Source organism: Pseudomonas sp. MF6751 (genome assembly GCF_016613265.1).
Lineage (GTDB): Bacteria > Pseudomonadota > Gammaproteobacteria > Pseudomonadales > Pseudomonadaceae > Aquipseudomonas > Aquipseudomonas fluorescens_BV.
The window spans coordinates 50968-73614 of sequence record NZ_JAENSV010000027.1 but is presented as its reverse complement, the minus strand read 5'-3'; the positions used below and the strand labels follow the sequence as shown (position 1 = coordinate 73614).

General features: G+C 61.4%; 22 protein-coding genes. 13 read left to right on the top strand and 9 right to left on the bottom strand.

Going from position 1 to position 22647, the window contains the following annotated elements:
* Positions 1 to 130: 130 nt before the first annotated feature.
* The gene (locus JJD66_RS19970) at positions 131 to 499 is read right to left on the bottom strand and encodes a hypothetical protein (protein WP_200648837.1); all 369 of its coding nucleotides are present in this window, start codon (positions 497 to 499) and stop codon (positions 131 to 133) included.
* A 234-nt stretch (positions 500 to 733) separates the two neighbouring features.
* Between JJD66_RS19970 and JJD66_RS19965 the strand changes: the two genes are divergently transcribed.
* The gene (locus JJD66_RS19965) at positions 734 to 2032 is read left to right on the top strand and encodes a serine protein kinase PrkA (protein ID WP_003189995.1); all 1299 of its coding nucleotides are present in this window, start codon (positions 734 to 736) and stop codon (positions 2030 to 2032) included.
* Complete coding sequence (locus tag JJD66_RS19960) at positions 2025 to 2813, top strand: MlaA family lipoprotein (protein ID WP_054898378.1); 789 nt, start codon at positions 2025 to 2027, stop codon at positions 2811 to 2813. Before JJD66_RS19965 ends, JJD66_RS19960 begins: the two co-directional genes overlap by 8 nt.
* 55 nt (positions 2814 to 2868) lie before the next feature.
* Here the strand turns inward: JJD66_RS19960 and JJD66_RS19955 are convergent, their stop codons facing one another.
* Positions 2869 to 3783, bottom strand: coding sequence for a DUF808 domain-containing protein (locus tag JJD66_RS19955; RefSeq protein ID WP_198716789.1), 915 nt, complete (start codon positions 3781 to 3783; stop codon positions 2869 to 2871).
* Between the two features lie 134 nt (positions 3784 to 3917).
* Between JJD66_RS19955 and JJD66_RS19950 the strand changes: the two genes are divergently transcribed.
* Both JJD66_RS19950 and JJD66_RS19945 read left to right on the top strand, forming a co-directional pair.
* Positions 3918 to 4523, top strand: coding sequence for a TetR/AcrR family transcriptional regulator (locus JJD66_RS19950; protein ID WP_198716790.1), 606 nt, complete (start codon positions 3918 to 3920; stop codon positions 4521 to 4523).
* Between the two features lie 203 nt (positions 4524 to 4726).
* The gene (locus JJD66_RS19945; RefSeq protein WP_186608068.1) at positions 4727 to 5185 is read left to right on the top strand and encodes an REP-associated tyrosine transposase; all 459 of its coding nucleotides are present in this window, start codon (positions 4727 to 4729) and stop codon (positions 5183 to 5185) included.
* A 131-nt stretch (positions 5186 to 5316) separates the two neighbouring features.
* Here the strand turns inward: JJD66_RS19945 and JJD66_RS19940 are convergent, their stop codons facing one another.
* Entirely contained in the window at positions 5317 to 5757 is a 441-nt protein-coding gene (locus JJD66_RS19940) for a GlcG/HbpS family heme-binding protein (protein WP_020302584.1), read from the bottom strand.
* A gap of 256 nt (positions 5758 to 6013) precedes the next feature.
* Between JJD66_RS19940 and gcl the strand changes: the two genes are divergently transcribed.
* From gcl to JJD66_RS19895, 9 genes are all read left to right on the top strand, one after another.
* On the top strand, positions 6014 to 7789 hold the full coding sequence (gcl, locus tag JJD66_RS19935) for a glyoxylate carboligase (protein ID WP_200648836.1): 1776 nt from the start codon (positions 6014 to 6016) through the stop codon (positions 7787 to 7789).
* A gap of 10 nt (positions 7790 to 7799) precedes the next feature.
* A complete protein-coding gene (gene hyi, locus JJD66_RS19930; protein ID WP_014717718.1) occupies positions 7800 to 8582 on the top strand; it encodes a hydroxypyruvate isomerase in 783 nt (260 codons plus the stop codon).
* Between the two features lie 128 nt (positions 8583 to 8710).
* The gene (locus JJD66_RS19925) at positions 8711 to 9601 is read left to right on the top strand and encodes a 2-hydroxy-3-oxopropionate reductase (RefSeq protein WP_034135176.1); all 891 of its coding nucleotides are present in this window, start codon (positions 8711 to 8713) and stop codon (positions 9599 to 9601) included.
* A gap of 99 nt (positions 9602 to 9700) precedes the next feature.
* Positions 9701 to 10981, top strand: coding sequence for a glycerate kinase type-2 family protein (locus tag JJD66_RS19920; RefSeq protein ID WP_200648835.1), 1281 nt, complete (start codon positions 9701 to 9703; stop codon positions 10979 to 10981).
* Complete coding sequence (gene pyk / locus JJD66_RS19915) at positions 10971 to 12386, top strand: pyruvate kinase (RefSeq protein WP_200648834.1); 1416 nt, start codon at positions 10971 to 10973, stop codon at positions 12384 to 12386. The genes JJD66_RS19920 and pyk overlap by 11 nt, the downstream gene beginning before the upstream one ends.
* Before the next feature lie 131 nt (positions 12387 to 12517).
* Positions 12518 to 13393, top strand: a complete 876-nt coding sequence (locus JJD66_RS19910; protein ID WP_054898372.1) for an urea transporter — start codon at positions 12518 to 12520, stop codon at positions 13391 to 13393.
* Positions 13394 to 13424: 31 nt separating this feature from the next.
* Positions 13425 to 14249 (top strand): ion transporter, encoded by an 825-nt coding sequence (locus JJD66_RS19905; RefSeq protein ID WP_014717713.1) that lies wholly within the window; start codon positions 13425 to 13427, stop codon positions 14247 to 14249.
* A gap of 94 nt (positions 14250 to 14343) precedes the next feature.
* Entirely contained in the window at positions 14344 to 15345 is a 1002-nt protein-coding gene (locus JJD66_RS19900) for a sulfate ABC transporter substrate-binding protein (RefSeq protein ID WP_200648833.1), read from the top strand.
* A gap of 251 nt (positions 15346 to 15596) precedes the next feature.
* Entirely contained in the window at positions 15597 to 16802 is a 1206-nt protein-coding gene (locus tag JJD66_RS19895) for an MFS transporter (RefSeq protein ID WP_198716874.1), read from the top strand.
* Positions 16803 to 17033: 231 nt separating this feature from the next.
* On the opposite strand, the gene phnN is transcribed toward JJD66_RS19895, so the two are convergent.
* The 6 genes from phnN to JJD66_RS19865 all read right to left on the bottom strand — a co-directional run bounded on the left by phnN (position 17034) and on the right by JJD66_RS19865 (position 22644).
* A complete protein-coding gene (gene phnN, locus JJD66_RS19890) occupies positions 17034 to 17606 on the bottom strand; it encodes a phosphonate metabolism protein/1,5-bisphosphokinase (PRPP-forming) PhnN (RefSeq protein ID WP_105226275.1) in 573 nt (190 codons plus the stop codon).
* Positions 17607 to 18045: 439 nt separating this feature from the next.
* Positions 18046 to 18453, bottom strand: a complete 408-nt coding sequence (locus JJD66_RS19885) for a hypothetical protein (protein WP_200648832.1) — start codon at positions 18451 to 18453, stop codon at positions 18046 to 18048.
* A 16-nt stretch (positions 18454 to 18469) separates the two neighbouring features.
* Positions 18470 to 19660, bottom strand: coding sequence for a c-type cytochrome biogenesis protein CcmI (gene ccmI / locus JJD66_RS19880; protein WP_105226273.1), 1191 nt, complete (start codon positions 19658 to 19660; stop codon positions 18470 to 18472).
* Positions 19653 to 20126: a cytochrome c-type biogenesis protein gene (locus JJD66_RS19875; RefSeq protein ID WP_020301388.1), complete on the bottom strand. Its 474-nt coding sequence runs from the start codon at positions 20124 to 20126 to the stop codon at positions 19653 to 19655. The genes ccmI and JJD66_RS19875 overlap by 8 nt, the downstream gene beginning before the upstream one ends.
* A complete protein-coding gene (locus JJD66_RS19870; protein ID WP_200648831.1) occupies positions 20123 to 20659 on the bottom strand; it encodes a DsbE family thiol:disulfide interchange protein in 537 nt (178 codons plus the stop codon). Before JJD66_RS19870 ends, JJD66_RS19875 begins: the two co-directional genes overlap by 4 nt.
* Positions 20656 to 22644 (bottom strand): heme lyase CcmF/NrfE family subunit, encoded by a 1989-nt coding sequence (locus tag JJD66_RS19865; RefSeq protein ID WP_034127176.1) that lies wholly within the window; start codon positions 22642 to 22644, stop codon positions 20656 to 20658. The genes JJD66_RS19870 and JJD66_RS19865 overlap by 4 nt, the downstream gene beginning before the upstream one ends.
* Positions 22645 to 22647 lie beyond the last annotated feature (3 nt).

The window sequence follows — 22647 nt, the reverse complement described above, 5'->3', positions numbered from 1 at the left end:
TCCGGCCAGCGTGGTTTAACGGGGCGCCTAAGATCAAAAGCAGATCAAGATCAAGAGCGGCTCGCTTCGCATCGTGGTTACCGTTGAGCTAACAGAGTTATGTAGATACCTATGCTGCGATGAGGCCACATCAGGCGCCGCGAGGCTTCCTGACCAACCGCAACCCCGCAATCACCACCGCAAACACCGCAAACGTCGTGTTGTACAGCGCCAGCGCCGGCAACCCGAACACCATCCCCAGCACCGCCAGGGCCCACCCCGTACGCCCAGGCACGAAAAACGCCAGCACCGAGGTGACCAATGCCGCCCACCCCAGCAGCTTGAAATGAATCATCAAACCCATGTTCGAACGCACCTGGCATTCCCAGCGGCTGGCCTCATCAGCGCAGATGCCAACCCATTGCCCATCCTCCATGAAGCCATAGCGTGCGGCATAACTGGCGGCCAGCCATAACGGCAGGGCAATAAGCAGCAGGATCAACGGCAAACGACGGGACATGGGGCACTCCGATAGGCAAAAACGGCGCCCAGCTTAATCCCACGGCGGCCGTTAGCAAGGTGTTCGCGCAGATATCTGTTCAACAATGCATGGCAAAGTGTATCGTCTCGCTACTATTACCCCGATTCCGACGTTTAATTCCGACTTTTCGTGCCGAGTGTTGGCACTTCGGTGACAAGGCGGTGGTCATAGCCTGCGAACTTCATTCAGCCCGTTCCTCTTAGGGATTAAGTCATGCTCCGTTCCTTGCGCTGTGCTGCCTTGCTGGGCAGCCTATTTTTGAGTGCGTCAGCACTGGCCGTCGATATCGACCAAGCCAGCTATGGCTACCCTTTGACCAACCCGTTCGAAGCGACCATCGCCACCACACCTCCCGATCTGCGGCCAACCCTGCCGACAGATGACGAGATCAACCAGTCCGACTACACCCTGACGATGCGCCCCGAGCGCGAGTTCAGCCTGCCGGACAATTTCTGGGCGGTGAAGAAACTCACCTACCGCATTGCCAAGCAGGACCGTGCTGCGCCTTTGATCTTCCTGATCGCCGGCACCGGCGCACGCTTTGACAGCAGCATCAACGAATACCTGAAAAAGCTGTATTACCAGGCCGGCTACCATGTGGTGCAGCTCTCCTCGCCAACCAGCTTCGACTTCATCAGCGCCGCTTCGCGCTTCGCCACCCCGGGCATCACCCAGGAAGACGCCGAAGACATGTACCGCGTGATGCAAGCCGTACGCGCGCAGAACGCCTCGTTGCCAGTGACCGACTTCTACCTCACCGGCTACAGCCTGGGCGCCCTGGATGCGGCGTTTGTCAGCAAGCTGGATGAGACCCGCCGCAGCTTCAACTTCAAGAAAGTGCTGCTGCTCAACCCGCCGGTCAACCTCTACACCTCGATCACCAACCTCGACAAGCTGGTACAGACCGAGGTCAAGGGCATCAACAACAGCACCACCTTCTATGAGCTGGTGCTGAGCAAACTGACGCGTTACTTCCAGCAAAAAGGCTACATCGACCTCAATGACGCGCTGCTCTACGACTTCCAGCAGTCCAAGCAGCACCTGAGCAACGAACAGATGGCCATGCTGATCGGCACCTCGTTCCGCTTCTCGGCCGCTGACATCGCCTTTACCTCGGACTTGATCAACCGCCGTGGCCTGATCATTCCGCCCAAGTACCCGATCACTGAAGGCACCAGCCTCACGCCGTTCCTCAAGCGTGCCCTGCAGTGTGACTTCGACTGCTACCTCACCGAACAAGTGATCCCGATGTGGCGCGCGCGTTCCGATGGCGGCAGCCTGCTGCAACTGATCGACCAGGTCAGCCTCTACGCCCTCAAGGACTACCTGCGCGACAGCCCGAAAATCGCCGTGATGCATAACGCCGACGACGTGATCCTCGGCCCTGGCGACCTGGGCTTCCTGCGTAAAACTTTCGGCGATCGCTTGACCGTCTACCCGCTGGGCGGCCACTGCGGCAACCTCAATTACCGCGTCAACGCCGACGCCATGCTGGAGTTCTTCCGTGGCTAAATATCTTCTGCTGCTCGCCGCACTGATGTGCGCAGGCGTGGCCAATGCCGACAACAGCAAGGCCCAAGAACCCGTCAAGGTCGATGCCGACGGCTTCAAGGAGCCGCTGACCAAGCTCAAGTTCAACCCAGGCTTGGACCAGCGTGAGTTCGAGCGCTCCACGCTCACCGCGCTCAACGTCTACGACCCACTGGAGTCGTGGAACCGCCGCGTATACCACTTCAACTATCGCTTCGACCAGTGGGTGTTCCTGCCGGTAGTAAACGGTTACCGCTACGTCACGCCGAGCTTCCTGCGCACCGGCGTGAGCAACTTCTTCAACAATTTGGGCGATGTGCCCAACCTGATGAACAGCTTGTTGCAACTCAAGGGCCACCGCTCCCTGGAAACCACCGGGCGCCTGCTGGTCAACACCACCATTGGCATCGCCGGCCTGTGGGACCCGGCCACCGCCATGGGCCTGCCGCGCCAGAGCGAAGACTTCGGCCAGACCCTGGGCTTCTACGGTGTACCGGGTGGCGCTTATGTGATGCTGCCGATCTTCGGACCGTCGAACCTGCGTGACACCGGCGGCCTGCTGGTGGACTACAGCGCCGAATCGCAGATCAACTTCCTCAACGTATCCGAAGTCAGCTCCAACCATCCGGAAGTCTGGGCCCTGCGCGCCGTGGACAAGCGCTACCAGACCAGCTTCCGCTACGGCCAGATGAACTCGCCGTTCGAGTATGAGAAGGTGCGGTATATCTACACCGAATCGCGCAAGTTGCAGATTGCCGAGTAAACCGCAGCGACAAAAAAGGCCATTCGATTGAATGGCCTTTTTTATGCCTGCCGTTTCACCCTCGCAGCGCTTTCCAGCCCTTGCCCACCACGCTGACCACTGCCAGAACAACGGCGCCGGCGATGATCCCCGCCACCGCATTGAGCAGCGTCGGCATCAGCCACGCGAATGCGCCGGTGCTCTGGCTCACGGTTTCGACCCAGTGATGCACCACGGGCACGCCATGGGTGAGGATGCCGCCACCGACCATGAACATCGCCGCCGTGCCGATCACTGACAGGCTCTTCATCATGTAGGGGGCCGCACTCAGAATCGCGCCGCCAATACTGCGCGCCACCTGGCCCGGCTTCTGCGTCAGCCACAGCCCCAGGTCGTCGAGCTTGACGATACCGGCCACCAATCCATATACGCCGATGGTCATGACAATGGCGATACCCGACAGCACGATCACCTGCTGCGTGAGCTGCGCGTCGGCGACGATGCCGAGGGTGATGGCAATGATTTCGGCGGAAAGAATAAAGTCGGTACGGATCGCGCCCTTGATCTTGTCTTTCTCGAACGCCACCAGATCGGTTGCCGGGTCGGCCACCGCTTCAGCCAACTGTGCGTGTTCGGCTTGATCTTCAGCCTTGCTGTGCAGGAATTTATGCGCGAGTTTTTCGAAGCCCTCGAAACACAGGTAGGCGCCGCCGAGCATCAACAGCGGTATCACCGCCCAGGGTGCAAAGGCGCTGATCAACAGGGCCGTCGGCACCAGGATCAGCTTGTTGATAAACGAGCCCTTGGCCACCGCCCACACCACCGGGATTTCTCGCTCGGCGCGCACGCCGGAGACCTGCTGGGCGTTAAGTGCAAGGTCATCGCCCAGCACGCCCGATGTCTTCTTGGCGGCCATTTTTGTCATCAGCGCGACGTCATCGAGTACCGCCGCGATATCGTCAATCAACACCAACAAGCTGCTTCCTGCCATGAACCGGACTTCCGTTAGAGAGAGATGGCGCGAGCATAGCGCGGCGCAAGGCGTTGCGGGCAGATTGTTGAGGCTTGCAGATGGCCGGTGCTACCATGCGCAACCGCCTGTCATGGCAAGGAAACGTCTGGTTTATGAGCAGCATTCGCGAGCGCAACAAAGAAAAAATCCTGCGGGCGGCGAGCGAGGAGTTTGCCGACAAGGGCTTCGCCGCGACCAAAACCAGCGACATCGCCGCCAAGGCCGGGCTGCCCAAGCCCAACGTCTATTACTACTTCAAGTCCAAGGACAACCTTTACCGCGAAGTGCTCGAAAGCATTATCGAGCCGATCCTGGCCGCCTCCACGCCGTTCAACCCCGAAGGCGAGCCCAAGGAAGTATTGAGCAACTACATCCGCTCCAAAATCCGCATCTCCCGCGACCTGCCGTTCGCTTCCAAGGTGTTCGCCAGCGAAATCATGCACGGCGCCCCACACCTGAGCGCCGACCAGGTTGAACAGCTCAATGCTCAGGCCAAGCACAATATCGATTGCATCCAGAGCTGGGTTGACCGTGACCTGATCGCAGCGATCGACCCCAACCACCTGATGTTCAGCATCTGGGCAGCCACCCAGACCTATGCCGATTTCGACTGGCAGATCTCGGCGGTGACTGGCAAGGCCAAGCTGGATGAGGCCGATTATGAGGCGGCGGCGCAGACGATTATTCGGTTGGTGCTCAAGGGGTGTGAGCCGGATTGATAGACCGCGGCGAGGCTATCGCAGGCAAGCCAGCTTCCACCCGGATTTGCGCCGGACACAAAATGTAAAATGGTCACAATCCCCTGTGGGAGCGGGCTTGCCCGCGATAGCGCCCATCCAGACACATCCTGCTAAAAGCCCGCCGATCAGCCTTCGCCCCTCAGTCTAGCCTCTCAGAACACCATCTGAAGAGAGGCCACGGAATGCCTGATTTACCTGCTTCAAAACGCCTGCGCATCGGCCGCTATAACGAGTCCAACCGCATTTACCTGCTCACCACCAACACCCTTGAACGCGAGCCCATCTTCAGCGACTTCAGACTCGGCCGCCTGGTCGTACAACAATTCAGGATCGCCCAATATAAAGGGCTCGCAACATCATTGGCCTGGGTGGTAATGCCTGATCATTTCCATTGGCTTGTTTCTCTGGAGAAAGGTTCGCTTGCCGACTTGATGCGACAAGTTAAATCCAAGAGCACCCGAGTGGTGAATGCGGTGGCTGGTCGCCAAGGTCGCCTCTGGCAACCGGGCTTTCATGACCATGCCGTGCGTCGAGAGGAAAGCCTTGAGGGGATTGCACGTTACATCGTAGCCAATCCACTCAGGGCCGGGCTGGTAAAGAAGTTTGGTGACTATCCGCTGTGGGATGCCATTTGGGTTTGACTGGAGACCGAGTCGACTGCATCGCAGGCAAGCCAGCTCCCACACTGATTGCACTCACACAGTTGAATTTGTGAACACCGCCAATGTGGGAGCTGGCTTGCCTGCGATAGCTTACTCACAGTCAGAACAAATCAAGCCGACACCCCCGCATCCGCCATCAACCCCACTCCCTCTATCGCCGTGATCGCACACTGCTCGTCAATATCGGACGTGTCCCCGCTGATCCCGATCGCGCCCAGCACCATGCCGCTCTGATCCCGAATCAACACCCCACCCGGCGCCGGCACGACGCTGCCCTGCCCCAGGCTGTTCAACGCCGCGATAAACGCCGGGCGCTGTTGGGCGTCCAGTGCCAGCAAACGTGAACCCTTGCCCAGGGCAATGGCGCCCCAGGCCTTGCCGATGGCGATTTGCGGGCGTAGCAGGCTGGCGCCGTCTTCGCGTTGCAGGGTGACCAGGTGGCCGCCGCTGTCGAGCACGGCGATGGTCAGTGGCGCAGCCGAAATGGTGCGGCCTGCAGTAAGGGCCTGGGTGGCCAGTTGGGTGGCGAGTTTCAAGGTTAAAGCGCTCATAGGTGCCGTCCTTATCTTGTTATGGGTAATGCGGTGAGGTCTGTTTGATCAGATGCTCGATCACACAAATAGAACACAATGATGTTTATTTTTGTATACAATATTTTTCAACAAAGGCTCCATACGTCGAAAAAAGCGCTTCCGACGAACGCAAAGGTCAGTTTACGAAAGGCATTGACCAACGCCGCTCGCCGTGAATACACTTTGGATAGACACCACTTGTATACAATTACAAAACGCAAGAGGCACCAAAACCATGAGCAAAATGAGAGCAATCGAAGCCGCCGTCCTGGTGATGCGCCGTGAAGGTGTGGATACCGCCTTCGGTATCCCAGGCGCCGCGATCAACCCGCTGTATTCGGCCTTGCAGAAGGTGGGTGGCATCGATCACGTCCTTGCTCGCCACGTTGAAGGCGCCTCGCACATGGCCGAGGGCTACACCCGTACCAAGGCCGGCAACATCGGCGTGTGCATCGGCACGTCGGGCCCGGCGGGTACCGACATGGTCACCGGCCTGTACAGCGCCTCGGCCGACTCGATCCCGATCCTGTGCATTACCGGCCAAGCCCCCCGCGCCCGGATGCACAAGGAAGACTTCCAGGCCGTTGACATCACCAGCATCGTCAAGCCGGTGACCAAGTGGGCAACCACGGTGCTGGAACCCGGCCAAGTGCCTTACGCGTTCCAGAAAGCCTTCTATGAAATGCGCTCCGGCCGCCCCGGCCCGGTGTTGATCGACCTGCCGTTCGACGTACAGATGGCCGAGATCGAATTCGACATCGACGCCTACCAGCCGCTGCCCCTGGCCAAGCCGCTGGCGACCCGTGTGCAAGTGGAAAAAGCCCTGGCTCTGCTCGACGCAGCCGAACGCCCATTGCTGGTGAGCGGTGGCGGCGTGATCAACGCCGACGCCAGCGAGCTGCTGGTGGAGTTCGCTGAGCTGACCGGCATCCCGGTGATCCCGACCCTGATGGGTTGGGGCACCATTGCGGACGACCACCCGCTGATGGTGGGCATGGTCGGCCTGCAAACCTCGCACCGCTACGGCAACGCGACGATGCTCAAGTCGGACGTGGTACTGGGCATCGGCAACCGCTGGGCCAACCGTCACACCGGTTCGGTAGAGGTGTACACCGAAGGCCGTAAATTCATTCATGTCGACATCGAACCGACCCAGATTGGCCGCGTGTTCACGCCGGACCTGGGCATCGTTTCCGACGCCGGCTCCGCGCTGACGATGTTCATTGAAGTGGCCCGCGAGTGGAAAGCCGCCGGCAAGCTCAAGGACCGCAGCGCCTGGTTGCATGACTGCCAACAACGCAAGGCCACCCTGCATCGCAAGACTCACTTCGACAACGTGCCGGTCAAGCCGCAACGCGTTTACGAAGAGATGAACCAGGTGTTCGGCAAAGACACCTGCTACGTCAGCACCATCGGTCTGTCGCAGATTGCCGGCGCGCAATTCTTGCATGTGTACAAGCCCCGCCACTGGATCAACTGCGGTCAGGCTGGCCCACTGGGCTGGACCATTCCCGCGGCGCTGGGCGTGGTCAAGGCCGACCCGAGCCGCAAAGTGGTGGCCTTGTCGGGCGACTATGACTTCCAGTTCATGATCGAAGAACTGGCGGTGGGCGCACAGTTCAAGCTGCCGTACATCCATGTGGTAGTGAACAACTCTTACCTGGGCCTGATCCGCCAGGCCCAGCGTGGGTTCGAGATGGACTACTGCGTGCAGCTGTCCTTCGACAACCTCAACGCCCCCGAACTCAACGGCTATGGCGTCGACCATGTGGCGGTTGCCGAGGGCTTGGGCTGCAAGGCCCTGCGTGTGTTCGAGCCAGGCCAGATCCAACCAGCCTTGCGCCGCGCCCAAGAGATGATCGAAGAATTCAAGGTGCCGGTGATCGTTGAGATTATTCTGGAACGGGTGACCAATATTTCCATGGGCACCGAGATCAACGCCGTCAATGAATTCGAAGACCTGGCCCTGGTCGGCAACGATGCGCCGACTGCCATTTCCCTGCTCGATTAAGGAGACCCCTATGCCGCGCTTTGCTGCCAACCTGTCCATGTTGTTTACCGAACAGGATTTCCTTGCCCGCTTCAAAGCGGCTGCCGATGCCGGTTTCCAGGGCGTGGAGTACCTGTTCCCGTATGAATTCAGCTCTGCCGACATCAAGGCGCAGTTGGACGCCAACGGCCTGACCCAGGTGTTGTTCAACCTGCCTGCCGGTGACTGGGCCAAGGGCGAGCGCGGCCTGGCTTGCCACCCGGACCGGGTCGAGGAGTTCCGTGCCGGGGTCAAACTGGCGATCGCCTATGCCCAGGTCTTGGGCAACACCCAGGTCAACTGCCTGGCAGGTATCCGGCCCCAGGGCGTTGATGACGAGACCGTGGAAAAGACCTTTGTCGCCAACCTCAAGTACGCCGCCGAGAAGCTGCAGGCCGCGGGTATCAAGCTGGTGATGGAGATGATCAACACCCGCGACATTCCCGGCTTCTACCTCAACAACACGGCGCAGGCCCTGTCGATTCGCGAGCAAGTGGGCAGCGCCAATCTGTTCCTGCAATACGACATCTACCACATGCAAATCATGGAAGGCGACCTGGCGCGGACCATGGCGGCGCACCTGGGCGAGATCAACCACATTCAACTGGCGGATAACCCTGGGCGCAACGAACCAGGTACCGGTGAGATCAACTACCGCTTCCTGTTCGAGCATCTGGACCGCATTGGTTACGCGGGTTGGGTCGGCTGTGAATACAAGCCGTTGACCACTACCGAGGCGGGCTTGGGTTGGCTCAAAACCCACAACGCCATCTGACAACTGACACAACACAAAACAATGTGGGAGCTGGCTTGCCTGCGATGCGGACACCTCGGTGTATCAGGCATACGGGGGTGATGCCATCGCAGGCAAGCCAGCTCCCACATGAAAAGAGGATTTTGATCATGGCTAAAATCGGATTTATCGGCACCGGCATCATGGGCCAACCCATGGCCGCCAACCTGCAGAAAGCAGGCCATCAACTGTTTCTCTCCGAACATCACGGCAAGGCTCCGGCTGAACTGATCAGCGCCGGCGCCGTGGCGCTGGCCAACCCGCAACAAGTGGCCCAGGAAGCCGAGTTCATCATTGTCATGGTGCCCGACACCCCTCAAGTCGATGACGTGCTGTTTCGCGCCGACGGCGTGGCTGCGGGCCTGTCGCCGAACAAGGTGGTGATCGACATGAGCTCGATCTCCCCTACTGCCACCAAAGCATTCGCCGCCAAGGTCAACCAGGCCGGCGCGCAGTACCTGGACGCCCCGGTGTCCGGTGGCGAAGTCGGTGCCAAGGCCGGCACCTTGAGCATTATGGTCGGTGGCGAACCGCAGACGTTCGAACGCGCGCTGCCGCTGTTCCAGAGCATGGGCAAAAACATCACCCTGGTAGGCGGCAATGGCGATGGCCAGACCGCCAAGGTGGCCAACCAGATCATCGTCGCGCTGAACATCCAGGCGGTGGCCGAAGCGTTGTTGTTCGCCTCCAAAAACGGCGCCGACCCGGCCAAGGTGCGGGAAGCGCTGATGGGTGGCTTTGCATCGTCCAAGATCCTGGAAGTGCACGGCGAGCGCATGATCAAGGGCACCTTCGATCCGGGCTTCCGTATCAACCTGCACCAGAAGGACCTGAACCTGGCCCTGGCCGGCGCCAAGGAACTGGGGATCAACCTGCCGAACACCGCCGGCACCCAGCAAGTGTTCAGCACCTGCACGGCAATTGGCGGCGGCAACTGGGACCACTCGGCGCTGATCAAGGGCCTGGAGCATATGGCGAACTTCTCGATTCGCGATAAATAACCCAGCTTGAAATGCACTCCAGTGTGGGAGCTGGCTTGCCTGCTCCCACCTTTGAATGTGCTGCACCTCTAATAACAAGAATCCCCCGGGAGCCCGCTTATGTCGGTCGATCCGCAACACCTGCTTCGCGAGCTGTTTGCCACAGCCATCGATGCCGCCCACCCCCGGCAAGTCCTTGAACCCTACCTGCCTGCCGACCGCAGTGGCCGTGTGATCGTGATCGGCGCCGGTAAAGCCGCGGCCGCCATGGCATTGGTCGTCGAAGATTGTTGGCAGGGCGAAGTCTCGGGCCTGGTGGTCACCCGCTATGGCCATGGCGCGCCATGCAAAAAAATCGAAGTGGTCGAAGCCGCCCACCCGGTTCCGGATGCGGCCGGCCTGGCCGTGGCCCAGCGCGTGCTGGAACTGATCAGCCATCTGGGTGAAGACGACCGTGTGATCTTCCTGCTCTCCGGCGGTGGCTCGGCATTACTCGCCCTGCCCGCCGAGGGCATCACCCTGGCGGACAAACAGGCCATCAACAAAGCCCTGCTTAAATCCGGCGCCACCATTGGCGAGATGAATTGCGTGCGCAAGCACCTCTCGGCCATCAAGGGCGGGCGCTTGGCCAAGGCCGCGTGGCCAGCCACGGTGTACACCTACGCGATCTCCGATGTACCGGGCGACCAGGCCACGGTGATCGCCTCGGGCCCGACGGTCGGCGACCCGAGCACCTCGCAACAGGCCCTGGCGATCCTCAAGCGTTACCACATTGACGCCCCCGCTTCGGTGCGCAGTTGGTTACAGAACCCGGCCTCGGAAACCGTCAAGCCCGGCGACCCGGTGCTTGCCCGCAGCCACTTCCAATTGATCGCCCGCCCGCAGCAATCCCTGGAAGCGGTCGCAGTAAAAGTGCGCCAGGCCGGTTTCAGCCCGCTGATCCTCGGCGACCTTGAAGGCGAAGCGCGCGATGTGGCCAAGGTACACGCCGGCATCGCCCGGCAGATCGTGCAGCACGGCCAGCCACTGGCGGCACCGTGCGTGATCCTTTCGGGGGGCGAAACCACCGTCACCGTACGCGGCAACGGCCGTGGCGGGCGCAATGCGGAATTCCTGCTCAGCCTCACCGACAGCCTCAAGGGCCTGCCCGGCGTGTACGCCCTGGCCGGCGATACCGATGGCATCGACGGTTCAGAAGACAACGCCGGCGCGATCATGAGCCCCTGCAGCTACCGCCGTGCCGAAGCCCTGGGCCTGTCGGCCAGTGATGAGCTGGACAACAACAACGGCTACGGCTATTTCGCCGCCCTGGGCGACTTGATCGTCACCGAGCCGACACGCACCAACGTCAACGACTTCCGCGCCATCCTGATCCTTGAGACTGCCAACCATGACGCCTGACAAGAAGGTCAAAATCCTCGCCACCCTGGGCCCGGCCACCGACGGTATCGACGACATCCGCGAGCTGGTGCAGGCCGGGGTAAATATCTTCCGTCTCAACTTCAGCCATGGCGACCACGCCGACCATGCCCAGCGCTACCAGTGGATTCGCCAGGTCGAGCGCCAGCTCAACTACCCGCTCGGTATCCTCATGGACCTGCAAGGGCCGAAGCTGCGGGTGGGACGCTTTGCCGAAGGCAAGGTGCAGCTCGTACGCGGCCAGGCCCTGCGCCTGGACCTGGATGAAACCCTGGGCGACCAACGCCGGGTCAACCTGCCCCACCCGGAAATCATCGCGGCCCTGGAGCCGGGCATGGAACTGCTGCTCGACGACGGCAAGCTGCGCCTGCGCGTAATCACCAAGCATGCCGATGCCATCGACACCACCGTGCTCAATGGCGGCGAACTGTCTGACCGCAAAGGTGTGAACGTCCCACAAGCGCTGTTGGAACTGAGCCCGCTCACCACCAAGGACCGCCGCGACCTGAGCTTCGGCCTGGAGCTGGGTGTGGACTGGGTGGCGCTGTCGTTTGTGCAGCGCCCGGAAGACATCCGCGAAGCCCGCGAGCTGATCGGCGATAAAGCATTTTTGATGGCCAAGATCGAAAAGCCTTCGGCGGTGCAACGGTTGCGTGAAATCGCCGAACTGAGTGACGCGATCATGGTGGCCCGGGGTGATTTGGGCGTGGAAGTGCCGGCCGAGAGCGTGCCGCAGATCCAGAAAGACATCATCAGCACCTGCCGCCAACTGGGTAAGCCGGTGGTGGTGGCCACGCAGATGCTCGAATCCATGCGTTTCTCGCCGGCACCCACCCGCGCCGAAGTCACCGATGTCGCCAACGCGGTGGCCGAAGGTGCAGATGCGGTGATGCTGTCGGCCGAAACCGCCTCGGGCGAGTACCCGCTGGAAGCGGTGCAGATGATGAGCAAGATCATCCGCCAGGTGGAAAACGGCCCGGACTACCAGGCACAGCTGGATGTCAGCCGGCCCAAGGCAGATGCCACGGTGTCGGACGCCATCAGCTGCGCGATCCGCCGCATCAGCAGCATCCTGCCGGTGGCGGTGCTGGTGAACTACAGCGAGTCCGGCAGTTCCAGCTTGCGCGCGGCGCGGGAACGGCCCGTGGCGCCGATTCTCAACCTCACGCCCAACCTGTCCACGGCGCGACGCCTGAGCGTGGCGTGGGGCGTGCACTCGGTGGTCAATGATCGGCTGCGCCAGGTGGATGAGGTGTGCTCCACCGCGCTGGAAATTGCCCAGGCCCAGGGCATGGCGCAGCGTGGCGATACCTTGGTGATTACCGCAGGGGTGCCGTTCGGGCAGCCGGGGTCCACCAATTCGCTGCGTATAGAGACGCTGATTTAGCGCCTGTCAGGGCCTCATCGCGGGCAAGCCCGGCTCCCACATTTGATCGAGTTTGCATGTCGAACATCAATCAAATGTGGGAGCTGGCTTGCCTGCGATGAGGGCAACTCGGTCTTATTGACTCAACCCAAATGCACAACCCAACCTGCCCCGACTGGGCCGAAGCCCTGCTCAACGGCTTCAGCCAAATCTTCCTGCAGCGCCACCCGCTGTGCGGCCTGCTGTGCCTGCTGGCGATCCTGATCGGCGCCCCGGCCTTGCTTGGCGGTGCCTTGCTGGGGGGCGTCGCAGGGTTGCTCACGGCCCAGCGCCGGGGGTATCCCAAGGCCGAGCGCCAGGCCGGGCTGTATAGCTACAACGGCGTACTGCTGGGGCTGTTGATCAGCCAGCACTTTGCCTGGTCGGCGCTGGTGCCGCCGCTGATCCTGGCGTGCGGCGGCTTGAGTGCCATCCTCACTCGGCACTGGTTGAAACACGCGACCCAACCCCTGGATTTGCCAGCGTACACCGCGCCCTTTGTTGGCCTGGGCTGGTTGCTGCTCGGCCAGGCCCCGGAGAACACCCTTGCGCTGAGCGAGCCCGACACTGTCGCTGTACTAGCCGCACCCTTCACCGGCCTTGGGCAAATCATGCTGCTGGACCAGCCCCTGGCGGGTGTGCTGATCGCCCTGGGCTTGCTGCTGGCCGACCGTCGCGCCGTCGCGTGGGCCTTGGGCGGCGCCACTCTCGGCATGCTGGCCGGCCTGTGGTTGAACGACCCCACTGGCGCCCTGCTCGGCCTGCATAGCTATAACCCCGCGCTGGCCGCGCTGGCCCTGTGCTCGTCGCGTCGCCAGCCTTGGTTGCCACTGCTGGGTATCGGCCTGGCCATCCTGCTCACCCCAGGCTTTGGCGGCCTGCACCTGCCCGCGCTGACCGCGCCATTTATTCTCGCGTGCTGGCTGGTGCGCGCCGGTCAGCGAATGCTGCACAAGCCTCACATGGACAGCCCGTTCGAATCGCCCTAGGCTTGCTCGATATTCGTTTCAGGCAGGGTTTATGGACAGCAACAACGACTGGCGCCAGCGCCTCTACATCATGGTGTTCCAAAGCGACACCGTCGCCGGGCGGCGCTTTGACGGCATCCTGCTGCTGATCATCCTCGCCAGCCTGGTGATCGTGATGCTCGACAGCATCGACACAATCCATCAGAACTACGCCGACGTGCTGGCCTATATCGAGTGGGGCTTCACGCTGATCTTCGCCATCGAGTACGGCCTGCGCCTGTATTGCTCGCCCAAGCCGCTGCGCTATGCCTTCAGTTTTTATGGCTTGGTGGACCTGCTCGCCATCGTCCCCGGCATCCTCGCGCTGTACTACAGCGACGCCCAGTATCTGCTGATCATCCGCATCATCCGGATGCTGCGCATCTTCCGCGTGCTCAAGCTCAGCCCGTATCTCAAGCAGGCCAACTACCTGATGGCGGCGCTGCGCGGCAGCAAGCAGAAAATCGTGGTGTTCCTGGTCAGCGTGTGCACCCTGGTGACGGTGTTCGGCACCTTGATGTACGTGATCGAAGGCCCGGAACATGGCTTTACCAGTATTCCCAAGGGCATCTACTGGGCGATCGTCACCCTGACCACCGTGGGCTTCGGCGATATCGTGCCCAAGACGCCCCTGGGCCAGGTGATTTCATCGCTGGTGATGATCACCGGTTACTCGATCATCGCCGTGCCGACGGGTATTTTTACCGCTGAACTGGCCAGTGCCATGCGCGGCGAACAGCTGCATACCGACTGCCCAGTGTGCAAGAAGGACAGCCATGAACCCAACGCCGCGTTTTGCGCGCGCTGTGGCAGCAATCTGTTTCGCAAACTGGAATAAGCAAAGTTCGTTTTAATCTTTAAAGCTCTATGCAGGCCCGGCTATAGTCGCTGGCAAATTGCCTCCCCTCTTCTCGAACAACAAGGAATGAGCAGTGAAAAAAATCCTCAGCGCCTCTCTACTGGCCGCCGGCCTAGCCTTGGCGGGCTCCGCCCAGGCAGCGACCACCCTGCTCAACGTCTCCTACGACGTGATGCGCGACTTCTACAAGGACTACAACGCCGCTTTCCAGAAGCACTGGGCAGCCGAGCATCCGGACGACAAGCTGACGTTGCAGATGTCCTTCGGCGGCTCCAGCAAACAGGCGCGGTCGGTGATCGACGGCCTGTCCGCCGACGTGATCACGATGAACATGGCTACCGATATCAATGCCCTGGTCGACAACGGCAAGCTGGTGCCGGACAACTGGGTGACACGCCTGCCGAACAACAGTGCGCCATTCACCTCAGCCACGGTGTTTATTGTGCGCAAAGGTAACCCCAAGGCCCTGAAGGACTGGCCCGACCTGCTCAAGGACGGCGTGCAGGTAATCGTGCCCAACCCTAAGACCTCGGGTAACGGCCGCTACACCTATCTGTCGGCCTGGGGTTACGTGCTGAAGAACGGCGGCGATGAAGAAAAGGCCAAGACCTTCGTTGGCAAGTTGTTCAAGCAAGCGCCAGTGCTGGACACCGGTGGCCGCGCCGCCACCACCACCTTCATGACCAACCAGATTGGCGACGTGCTGGTGACCTTTGAAAACGAAGCAGAAATGATCGCCCGCGAGTTTGGCCGTGATCAGTTCGAAGTGGTCTATCCAAGCGTTTCCGCCGAAGCCGAACCGCCGGTGTCGGTGGTGGATAAAGTGGTCGAGAAAAAAGGCAGCCGCGCCGTGGCCGAGGACTACCTCAAGTATCTGTGGTCGCCCGAAGGCCAGGAAATTGCGGCCAACAACTACCTGCGCCCCCGGGACCCGAAGGTGCTGGCCAAGTACACCGACCGGTTCCCGAAGGTGGACTTCCTGTCGGTGGAGAAGACCTTCGGCGACTGGCGCACAGTGCAAAAGACCCATTTCAATGATGGCGGGGTGTTTGACCAGATCTACTCTGGCCAATAACCCATCTGACTGAATCAACTCGGTCAAACCTGTGGGAGCTGGCTTGCCTGCGAAAGCGCTCTATCAGTCATATTTCTGGTGACTGGTGCACCGCCATCGCAGGCAAGCCAGCTCCCACTTTTTTGCGTAGGGCAGATGTGTCTGAATGTATCATCAGCCGGCATAAGTGATATCACCACAAGCAGCCTACTCACTTGAGAGCCTTGCCTTTACTCTCTCACGCCATCGTCCTTCGCCTTTATGAGTACACCATGAACGCAACCTCTCACGCTGCAGGCACCATGACCCGGGGCATGGTCATGCTGTTCGCGTTTTGCTGCGGCGCCATCGTCGCCAACATCTACTACGCGCAACCGATCATCGAGCTGATTGCCCCAGACATTGGCCTGACGCCGGCAATGGCCAGCCTGATCGTGTCCCTCACGCAAATCGGCTATGCCCTGGGCCTGTTTTTCCTGGTGCCTCTGGGCGACCTGCTGGAAAACCGCAAGCTGATGATCGCCACCACCGTCGTGGCGATCGCCAGCCTGTTGGGTGCGGCGTTTATCGAACAGCCGAATCTGTTCTTGCTGGTGTCGCTGCTGATCGGTTTCAGTTCCGTCTCGGTGCAGATCCTGATTCCGCTGGCCGCACACCTGGCGCCGGCCGAATCCCGCGGCCGGGTGGTTGGCAGCATCATGGGCGGCCTGTTGCTGGGCATCCTGCTGGCACGGCCGGTGTCGAGCGTCGTGGCCGACCACTTCGGCTGGCGTGCGATGTTCATGGCCGCCGCCGCACTGATGGCGTTCATCAGCGTGGTGCTGATGCTGACCATTCCCAAGCGCCAACCCGATCACAGTGCCAGCTATGGCCAGTTGCTGCGCTCCCTGGGCACCCTGTTGCGTGAGCAACCGCTGTTGCGCCAGCGGGCGTTCTACCAGGGTTGCATGTTCGCCGCCTTCAGCCTGTTCTGGACCGCCGCACCGCTGGAACTGGCACGTAACCACGGCCTGAGTCAAAGCGAGATCGCACTGTTTGCCCTGGTCGGTGCCCTTGGCGCCATCGCCGCGCCCATGGCCGGTCGCCTGGCCGATGCCGGCCATACCCACCGCGCCTCGTTGCTGGCGATGCTGTTTGGCGCGCTGAGTTTCCTGCCGGCGTTGGTACACCCGCTCTACAGCGTGATCGGCTTGGCAGTCACCGGTGTGGTTCTGGACTTCTGCGTGCAGATGAATATGGTCCTCGGCCAGCGCGCCATCTACGCCCTCGATGCCAACAGCCGCAGCCGACTGAACGCGCTGTACATGACCAGCATTTTTATCGGCGGTGCGTTCGGTTCGGCGATTGCCAGCAGCGTGTATGAACATGGCGGCTGGTTGGCCGTCATGCTGGTGGGCAGTGCATTTGCGCTGGTCGCCTTGTTGCGCTTCCTGAGTGCGTCACGTAAAGCCGCGTTGGCCACTGCCCAAGCGTCCTGACGGGTCCTTCGGCACATAAAAACTGTTCATAACGCACAAAGGGGCGGGACGTAATCAACCATTGAGTAAGTCCCGCCCCGCGTTGCGTCAAACAATCGCGCCCCCTGCCGCCCCTGTAGAGTTTTCAACGAAGTTCAACGCTATCTTGCCGTCGCGTGCCATTTGCGACAGGTCGACCTTATCTTTCTCCGGGTTTTATCTGAGCGCTGGCATTATCCATGCACTACTGGGTCAGGTGCTCACGCTATGCCCGTGCTCCAGGCAACACAGCAAGCGTTCGACGGTATGCGCCAACGGGCCGGAATTATCCAATACGAACAACCCCGCGCCATGACCGGCAATCAATTCGGCAGTGAACCGCGCATTGCGCGCGAGGCGCTCCTCGATATCCGCCAATGACTCCCGCCCACGCGCAATCAGACGCTGGCGCAGCACCGCTTGGTCCACCGTCAGCAGCAATACCAGCAAGGTAGGATAACGCTCACGGGTTTGCGCCAGGTGCGCACGGGATCCGTTGACCAGAACGTCGTCCCCCGCGGCCAGCCAATCGTCGATTTCCCTGGGGATACCGTAAGACAAGCCATTAGCCTGCCAGCTCAAGGCAAATGCGCCCTCGGCCTCCATGGCCGCAAACTGCTCGGGGCTCACACCTTGCGCCGCTTCGCCCACCGCCTCCGCGGACCGAGTGATCACCCGTCGCACCATGCGGCACCCACGCTCAACCAGACGTGGGCGTGCGGCATCCAGCAGACTGTCTTTGCCCGAACCCGATGGCCCGATGAGATAGATCAACCTGCCTGCCATTAAAAACCCTCTTCGCTTGTCCCCACACAGGTGCATCCCCGGGACCACTGCGCAGCGCCTGGTTTGCACCCGGGGAGCCGCGTCGTAGTAGCCGCAGGAAAGTATACCTAGCAATCCTTCCCACGCCAGGCCAGCAATCGCCACATCACTACAGCGCACTGCGCATTCGGCACATGCGTCGGGCTTTGATTGCTTAGCCCTGTCGTGATCTACACAGTGCGTTTGAAAGCCATGAAAAAGGCGACCCTCAGGCCTAATGCCAGTCAGTTAAGAGCTAGAGCAGACAACCAGTGACTTGTGGCGAGGGAGCTTGCTCCCGCTGGACTGCGTAGCAGTCCCATTTTTGGGGCCGCTTCGCGCCCCAGCGGGAGCAAGCTCCCTCGCCACAGTTACCGATTCTGTCTTAACTGACTGGCATTAACCCTCAGGCCGCCTTTTGTCATTGCGCGTACTGCTTGCTCAACCCCGGCGGCACGCCTTGCACGTTGGTCTCTTCCCATGGCCCGTTGGGGCTGATGGAGCGGCTCCAGCCGTTGCTCCAACGGTAGTAAGTGCGCTGGCGGTAGAAGGTGTCAGGCTGATCGTCGAGCACGTACACCTGCATCTTGCCGTCCCAGTGGCTGGCGGCGCCCGGCGGTGGGGCAAAGGTCGGCGACTTGCTTGGCAGCGGTTTGGCCGGTGGCGTCACCGGGCCGGAAGGTTTGGTGCTGGGCTTGGTGCTCGGCTGGGTCGAGGGGCCAGACGGTGGAATAGTCGGGCCGGTCGGCGCCGGAGGTGGGCGGTGGACCGCACAGGCGCTCAGGCCGAGTACCAGGCTGAGCAAGGCGATGCGTGCAAATGCGGTCATGGGTGTGTCCTCAGAATTACTGGTCCGGAGTGTCGATGGTCAGTTGCTGCAACGCAGTGGTGCTGCTGGCCAACGGTTGGCTGCGGCCGATCCATTCGCCAGTGGTCGGTTGGCCGGCCCGGGATATGCGCGCAACCAGTTGGACTTCGGGGAAGTTGGACAGTTTCAACTGCGGCATCATCGCGTCGGCATCGCCCAGTTCGACGGTGACCGGCAATGCGTCGACGGTCACACGCTTGGCAGCCAAGGGCGCCGGGGGGCCGTTTACGGCGCGGGCAAAGATGAACACGCTGTCGCCTGGCAGGACGTTGGCCTTCACTTCGGCAGATAAGTCCACCCGCACGGTCAGTAGCGCCTTGGGCGCCGGAGCCACGCTGCCACCGCTCTCCTTGAGCTTCTCTGCCGCGCGATCAATCCCGCCTTGCAGGGCGACACGGGAATTGTCTTCTGGCGGCAGTTGCGCGAGCAGGCGGTTCCAGTAGTCGATGGCTTCCTGATAACGCTGGCCCTCAAAGGCAGCGATACCCAACAGGCCAAGACTGGTGACTTCCTTGGGATCGAGCTTCAAGGCTTCGTCGGTCAGCGCTTGAACCTGAGGCGACCATTGTTTGTTGTCTGCAAAGTACTGCGCCTGGGCCCATTGGCCGAGCAGTTCCGGTTGGCGCCCGGCCAACGCAACCGTACGTTCAAAGACTTTGGCGGCATCGCCAGCACGGTCCTGGGCCATATAGGCGCGCCCAAGGAAGTACAAACCTTCTGCCGAATCCGGTTGTGCAGCGGCGGCGCGTTCCAGGCGGCGGGTCATGTCGGCCATGGACACCGGCGGTTGGGAAAACTCACGGGTCAGTTCAACCTTGTCGCTCGCGCCATAATGCAGGTACAGCGCAACGCCCAGCACAGGCACCAGAAACGCCGCCAAAAACGGCAGCGGTTTGCCTAACCGCGATTCGCGGGGCTTTTCCACACCTTCAGTGTCGGCCAGCAACTCACGGGCCGCTTCGGCGCGGCCGGTGTCGAGTTGCGCGGTATTCAACACACCTTCGTCCTGCTGCGCTTGCAGCTCGGCGACGCGTTCCTGGTACAGCGCCACGTTCAACGCGGTGCGATCCTCTTCACGCTGGGCACGACGGCCACGCAACACAGGGATCAACAGGAAACTCAGGGCAATCAATAGCAGCAAACCGGCTGCGAGCCAGAAATCAATCATCAGTCTTGGTGTCCAGCAATTGGTCGAGGCGTTTACGCTCTTCAGGGGACAGCGCATCGGCGCCATCAATCGGTGCGACACGGCGCCGACGCACGATCACGGCCATTACCACCACACCGGCCAGCAACAGCCCGGCCGGGCCAAACCACAGCAGCGCGGTCTTGCCAGTGAGTGCCGGTTTGTAGCGTACGAAATCACCGTAGCGGTCGACCATGAAGTCGATGATCTGCTGGTCGTCCTTGCCCTCCCCCAGCATGCGGAAAATCTCTCTGCGCAGGTCGGTGGCGATCGGGGCATTGGAGTCGGCGATGTCCTGGTTCTGGCATTTGGGGCAGCGCAGTTCCTTGGTCAGGTCGCGGAAACGCTCACGCTGCGCGTCGTTGGCGAATTCATAGGTGTCGATGGCGGCGTGGGCCACGCCGGCCAGGCCCAGGGCTAAAACGGCAGCGGTCAACCAACGCTTCATGGCTTGGCCTCATCGACCAGGGCCTGGTACTTGGCGGCCAGTTGCTCACGCCACACCGTTTCGTCGATCACGCCGACGTACTTGTCGCGGATCACACCTTTGGCGTCGATGAAGAAAGTTTCCGGCGCGCCGTACACACCCAGGTTCAACCCCAGGTTGCCGTCTTCGTCGCGGATATCCAGCTGGTACGGGTTATGAAATTCCGCCAACCACTTCACGGCCGCCGCATTGTCGTCCTTGTAGTTGATGCCGTAGATCACCACGCCCCTCTCGGCCAGCTTGTTCAGCACTGGGTGTTCGACGCGGCAAGAGATGCACCAGGTGGCCCACACGTTGACCAGCGCCGGCTTGCCCTGCAAGTCTGCCTGGGTCAGGGTCTTGTCACCCTGCACCGTTGGCAGGTTGAAGGCGGGGAACGGCTTGCCGATCATCGCCGAAGGCAGCTCGGCAGGGTCCAGGTACAACCCGCGATACAGGAACACCGCCACCAGCAGGAACAACGCCAGCGGCACAACCATCAACCAACGCTTCATACCGCAGCTCCCGAAAGGCCAAGCGCTTCACGCACCCGGCTCTTGACCTTGACCCGATAGCGCCGGTCCAGCGCTGCGAGCAACCCGCCGAACCCGGTGAGCAAACCGCCGAACCAGATCCAGCGCACGAAGGGTTTGACATGCACGCGCACGGCCCAGGCGCCGTCGCCCAAGGGTTCACCGAGGGCCACATACAGGTCACGGGTGAAACCGGCGTCGATACCAGCCTCGGTCATCATCGAACTCTGCACGGTGTACAGGCGTTTCTCCGGGTGCAGCACGGCGATTTCCTTGCCATTGCGCACTACGCGCACCGTGCCTTTGTCGGAAGTGAAGTTCGGCCCTTCGAAGTGCTTGGCACCTTCGAAGATGAAGTGGTAACCGGCCAGGTCCATGGACTCGCCCGGCGCCAGGCGCAGGTCGCGCTCGGCGCTGTTCTGGCTGGACAGCACTACCCCAAGGGCGCACACCGCGATACCAATGTGGGCGATCTGCATGCCCCAGTAGCTGCGGGTCAGGGTGGGCAGGCCCTTGAGCAAACCCTTGTGGCGCGTTTTGTCGACGATGTCCCGCGCCCCCGCGAGCAACACCCAGGCTGCCAGCAGGAACGTCGCGAGTACCGCCCAATTGAAGTCGCCGTAGGCAAACCCGGCGATCACCGCCAGGGCCACGCTGCCGAGCAGCACCGGCATCAGCATGCCCACCAGCCATTTCACCGGGGTGTCTTTCCAGCGCACCAGCACGCCGACCGCCATCACCACCATCAACAGGCCCATCAGCGGGATGAACAACGCATTGAAGTACGGCGGCCCCACGGACAGCTTGGCGCCGCTCAAGGCGTCCAGCACCAGCGGGTAGAGGGTGCCGAGCAGGATCATCGACGCGGCTACCACCAGCACCAGGTTATTGCCCAGCAACAGGGTTTCCCGCGACCACAGGTTGAAACCGACCTGGCTCTTGACCACCGGCGCGCGCAGGGCAAACAAGGTGAGCGAGCCGCCGACGACAAACAGCAGGAAGATCAGGATGAACACGCCGCGCTCAGGGTCTGAGGCAAACGCATGCACCGAGGTCAGCACGCCCGAGCGCACCAGGAAAGTGCCGAGCAGGCTGAGGGAAAACGCCGCGATGGCGAGCAACACCGTCCAGCTTTTGAACACACCGCGTTTTTCGGTGACGGCCAGGGAGTGAATCAGCGCGGTACCCACCAGCCACGGCATGAAGGAGGCGTTTTCCACTGGGTCCCAGAACCACCAGCCGCCCCAGCCGAGTTCGTAGTAGGCCCACCATGAGCCCAGGGTGATACCGATACCGAGGAAGGCCCAGGCAACGATGGTCCATGGCCGTGACCAGCGCGCCCAGGCGGCGTCGAGACGACCGCCGAGCAAGGCGGCGATGGCAAACGCGAAGGCCACGGAGAACCCCACATAACCCATGTAGAGCATCGGCGGATGCACGATCAGGCCGATATCCTGCAGCAACGGGTTGAGGTCGTGACCGTCCACCGGGATCTGCGGCAGGATGCGGGTGAACGGGTTGGAGGTCATGATCAGGAACAGCAGGAAGCCGATGCTGATCATGCCCATCACCGCCAGCACCCTCGCCAGCATCACTTGCGGCAATTGGCGCGAGAACACCGAGACGGCGAAGGTCCAGCCGCCGAGGATCAAGGCCCACAACAGCAATGAACCTTCGTGGGCACCCCACACGGCGCTGAACTTGTAGTACCAGGGCAAAGCGCTGTTGGAGTTGTTGGCAACGTAGGCGACCGAAAAATCGTCGGTCATGAAGGCGTAGGTCAGGCACCCAAAGGCGAACAGCAAGAACGCAAACTGGCCCCAGGCGGCCGGCTGCGCCAGGCTCATCCACAGGCGGTCGCCGCGCCAGGCACCGAGCAAGGGCACCACGGCCTGGACCACGGCAAAGCACAGCGCGAGGATCATCGCCAACTGGCCCAGCTCCGGAATAAACAGTGCGGACGTCATGGC